This window comes from Mycobacterium sp. E802 (assembly GCF_001666875.1).
GTDB lineage: Bacteria > Actinomycetota > Actinomycetes > Mycobacteriales > Mycobacteriaceae > Mycobacterium.
Genome location: NZ_LZJD01000119.1, coordinates 1 through 4,225, shown reverse-complemented (window position 1 = coordinate 4,225; position 4,225 = coordinate 1). Strand labels below are relative to the sequence as shown.

Below are 4,225 nucleotides of genomic sequence, written 5' to 3'. Positions count from 1 at the left end.
ACCCATGTGGTCGTGCGCTCATTGCGGGACGGGGCGAATTCAGTCGAAGATGTCGAATCCGCCGACGCTGTCGGTGTGGTGATCGTCGACCGCCGGGTGGGCCCAGTCCGGGGCCGGTGCCGGATCGGCGACGCTCGGATCGGCGGTGACGACGTCGTGGAACTGCTGCGACAGATCGTCCAACGGCTGCTCCAGCGGACCGATGTCGTCGAACGCAGAGCCCGACGACGCTGAAGTCACCAGATCATCCAGCGAATCCGGTTGGTTGATCACCGGTCCGGCCGTCGCATTCCACGTGTCATGGGCAGCATCGAGCGGCACATGATCACCGAAGGCGTCGAACGCCGCCGTGGCCGCACCGCTGGCCCACACGTTGCCACTCGGATCGGCGGTAGGGCTGTCGCCGAACCCGGCGTTGGCACCCGACATGGACAGCGATTCCGACACGACCGGGATCAGATTGTTGACGTCTGCGCTCGTCACGTCGGTCAGATGTGCGTCGGCGATGGCCTGGGCCGGGTCGGCGGCATAGCGGGCAGCGGCGTCGGGGTCATGTACCAGCGACATGACAAAGTCCAGCAGCGAGTTCGCCATGTTCCACCTCCTCAACAGTTCCGATTCGAATGCTAGCCAGCTGTGAGCCGGCTGGGATCGGTGCCGAACCCAGCCCTGGCCGCACTTGATTAGGGGGATGACCATTAGGGGATCGACGCCACTAGGGGATCAATTCCGGGCCCCAGGGATCGGAGCGGTTAGGGTGAATGTCGGCCGAGACAACGGGAGTGACGCCTGATGACCGACTCACTGGGGTTGTCGATCGGGATGACCAACCTGGTGGCAGCCCGCGAAGGCCGTCCACCGGTAATCCGCCGATCGATCCTCACCCTGCACAACGACCGCGCTCCGGAAGTAGGCGAATACACCGGCAGCGGGCTGCCGCTGGCCGGTTTCGTGGAGCGGGTCGGTGACCCGGTGCCGCTGGTCGCCGCCGACGGGTCGCAGCACCGGGGAGAGCTGGTGCTGGCCGAGGCACTTGAGGTGCTGGCCCGCGCCGCCGGCGGCGGTGCGCCGGTCACGATCGCCGTGCCGGCACATTGGGGTCCGAGCACCGTCGGCGCGCTGCGAGGCGCACTGCGGAACAAGCGCGCGCTGACACCCGACGGCGTTCCGCCGACCCTGGTTTCCGACGCCCTGACCGCACTGGCGGCGCTGCGAACCGATCCGGGGCTGCCCGCCGACGGCGTGGTGGTGTTGTGCGACTTCGGCGGCAGTGGCACCAGCGTGACATTGGCCGACGCCGCCGCGGGTCTGGCTCCGCTCGGGCAGACCGTGCGCCATGCCGATTTTTCCGGCGACCTGATCGACCAGGCGTTGCTCAACCATGTGCTCAGCGGTGTCGCGACGGCCAATGACGCCGACCCGGCGGGCACCGCGGCCGTGGGCTCGCTCGCCCGGTTGCGGGCCGAGTGCCGTCAGGCCAAGGAACGGCTGTCCGCCGAGACCGCGACGGCGATCCCCGTCGAGTTGCCCGGGTTCGACGGGGACGTCCGGGTGACCCGGCCAGAACTCGAGCAACTCATGTCCCAACCGCTGGCCGGACTCCTGGACGTCATTTCAGACACCTTGCAGCGCAACAACATTGCGCTCTCCAGCGTCAACGCGGTGGCCACCGTCGGCGGCGGTGCCGCCATCCCCCTGGTGACCCAGCGGTTGTCGGAACATCTACGAGCACCGGTGGTGACCACCCCGCAGCCACAGCTCGGGGCTGCCATCGGAGCCGCACTGGTGGCCGAGACCGTCGCCGAGGCCGGCGCGCCGACCGGCATGGCCCCCGAGGTGGCCGCCGCCGACGCACCCACCGGCATGGCACCGACGAGCCTGGGCCCGGCCGCCTGGGCGGCGGGCGCTACCGCGGCGCAGGCCGCGGCCGGTGACGACTCCGAAAATGTCGGGGCCCTGGCCTGGTCGCAGGACGATGCGCCCGGTAACGAACCGGTCCCGTACGCCGGGGGCGACTATCTGACATCCCCGGAGGCGACCGCGGCGCGGCCACCGGTGCAGTTCAGCCATGAAGAGGAGACGTACGAGACCGAACCGGCCCCGCTGCCCTGGTACAAACGCCCGCCGATCCTGTTTGGCGCCGCGGCCGCGGCCGCCTTGCTGGCCGCCGGTGGTCTGGCGGTGACTTTGACTGCCTCAGAAGGGGATTCGACACCGGTCACCGAGACCAGCACAACCTATTCGATGGGGCCATCCCCCGAAGGTCCGCCACCGGAGCCGGTCACCACCGTGACGCAAGGCCCCGACGGGATCGAGACCACCACGGTCATCGCACCCCCGCCACCACCGCCCGAGCCCACCACGTCGGCGTCGGAAACCACGACGACGACGAGTCCGACCACAACAACGACAACCACGACGACCACCACAACCACGACCCAGCCGACCACCACGACGACCCGCACCACCGCCACGACCACGCAGCCACCGACCACCACTCAGCCGCCGACAACGACGAACCCGCCGACCACCACCCAGGCGCCGGTCACCACGACCGCAGCCGAGGCTTCTGACGACGGCGCCTAGGCGGACGCTGATGACCGCCCCGGTGCCGACCGACCCGTCCGCACCCGTCAAGCTGCTGGTGTCCGGCGGGATCGGCACCGGGAAGAGCACGACACTCGCCGAGATCCGCAGCATGCTGCGAGAAGCAGGCCACACCGTGCTGACCCGCGCGCCCCGACCAGGTGACGGGCCGGAGGCGGCATTCGTCATCGACGACGCGCATCTGCTGAGCGATGACGAAATCGGTTGCCTCACAGAGAGAGTGGCAGACACAGCGGCGACCGTGGTGGTGGCCGCCGAGCCGCTGACCCATCGCCGGTCGCTGGACACGCTGACCACCGCGCTGGAGCGGGAGAACCCGGTGGTCCGGCTGGGACCGCTGCCACCCGCGGAGATGAGCCGCATGCTGGCCACGGCACTGGGCGCCCGCGCGACCCCGGAAACCGTCGAATCGGTGTCGGCTGCGACGGCGGGACTGCCGTTTCTGCTGCAGGCCGCGTCCGGGGCCGTCGACTCACCTGCGGACGCTTCCCGGTTTGCGCTGCTGCAACGGCTGCGCCGCATCGGTGAAGGCACCCGCGATGCGCTGCTGATCCTGTCGCTGAGCCAGGATCTCGGGGCCGACGACGTGGCCGCGGCTCTGGGGCTGACCGGCGAGCAGGCGTCGGCGCTGGTCGATCAGGCCCGGGCGGGCGGGTTGATCGAGCCGTCCCACGACCGGCGTTTCGTGCGACTGGTGCATGACTCCCTCGCCCAGATCGCGGGCGCCGTCCGTCACCACGAAACCGAAACTTCGCTGCTCGCTTCACAACTCGCGATGTCGACGCTGTCCCCCGACCTCGCCTTACGCCTGGCAGAACACGGGCTGCGCGACGACCGGCTGGCCGACGCGCTGACCGAGCACGCCGCCCGAACCGGAGCCCGCCCGGCGCGGGCGGCCCGGCTGTATCGCGCCGCCGTCATGGCCGGGGCGGCCACGGTCAACACCGGGCTGGCGGACGCGCTGGCCCGCGCCGGCGACTGCGCCGGCGCCGCCCGGATGGCCGATGAGCTGCTGAGCTCCGAGGACCCCGCCGAGCGGGCCACCGCGGTACGGATCGCGGCCAGTATCGCCATGCACGACGGAAACGCCGCCCAGGCCGCCGATCTGTTCCGCTGGCTCGGTCCCTACCCGGACACGGTGATCAGCTCCGCCGGCGCGACCGCCTTCCTGGCCGCCGGGGACGCTGCCGCCGCGCGGGCGTCGTCGCACTCTGAGGTGACCGGTCCGCCCACCTCGACGGCACGTGCGGCTCGCAACCTGGCCGACGGTTTGGTGCTGTCGCTGGATCAGCCGTTCGCGGTGGCCGTGGCCCGGCTCGGTCAGGCGGTGGCCGCCGAATATCAAGCCGGAGGTGTCACGCCCGATACTCCCGCCGCTTTGGTCACGCTGGCAGCCCTACACGGCGGCGACCCGGTGCGGGCCCGCAGTGTGATCGGACGCACCGTCCGCGCCGACGGGGAAGCCGATGACGCCTGCAGTCCCTTCACCGCGGCCCGGCACCGCTTGTTGCTGGGTTGGGTGAGGATGCAGGACGGTCAGTTCGGCGCGGCCGGGGCCGACGTGTCGGCCGCCGAAGCGGGCCCGGTGCTGCACCGGCGCGACGCGCTGTGGGCCGCG

3 protein-coding genes are annotated in these 4,225 nt (G+C 70.7%); 2 read left to right on the top strand and 1 reads right to left on the bottom strand.

The window, feature by feature from the left end; all coding sequences use genetic code 11:
* Positions 1-39 precede the first annotated feature (39 nt).
* Positions 40-594 carry an IniB N-terminal domain-containing protein gene (locus tag A5699_RS18010; RefSeq protein WP_067771648.1) on the bottom strand — a complete coding sequence of 185 codons (555 nt, stop codon included), beginning with the start codon at positions 592-594 and terminating at the stop codon, positions 40-42.
* A gap of 198 nt (positions 595-792) precedes the next feature.
* Here A5699_RS18010 and A5699_RS18005 point away from each other — a divergent pair, with 198 nt between their 5' ends.
* Together A5699_RS18005 and iniR are read left to right on the top strand one after the other, a co-directional pair.
* Positions 793-2,586 (top strand): Hsp70 family protein, encoded by a 1,794-nt coding sequence (locus tag A5699_RS18005; RefSeq protein WP_067771644.1) that lies wholly within the window; start codon positions 793-795, stop codon positions 2,584-2,586.
* Between the two features lie 10 nt (positions 2,587-2,596).
* The coding region (iniR, locus tag A5699_RS18000; RefSeq protein WP_197508329.1) for an isoniazid response ATPase/transcriptional regulator IniR at positions 2,597-4,225 on the top strand (1,629 nt) is incomplete at its 3' end.

Coding starts and splice junctions, on each gene's coding strand:
- A5699_RS18010 (WP_067771648.1), bottom strand. CDS start 594: ATGGCGAACTCGCTGCTGGACTTTGTCATGTCGCTGGTACATGACCCC.
- A5699_RS18005 (WP_067771644.1), top strand. CDS start 793: ATGACCGACTCACTGGGGTTGTCGATCGGGATGACCAACCTGGTGGCA.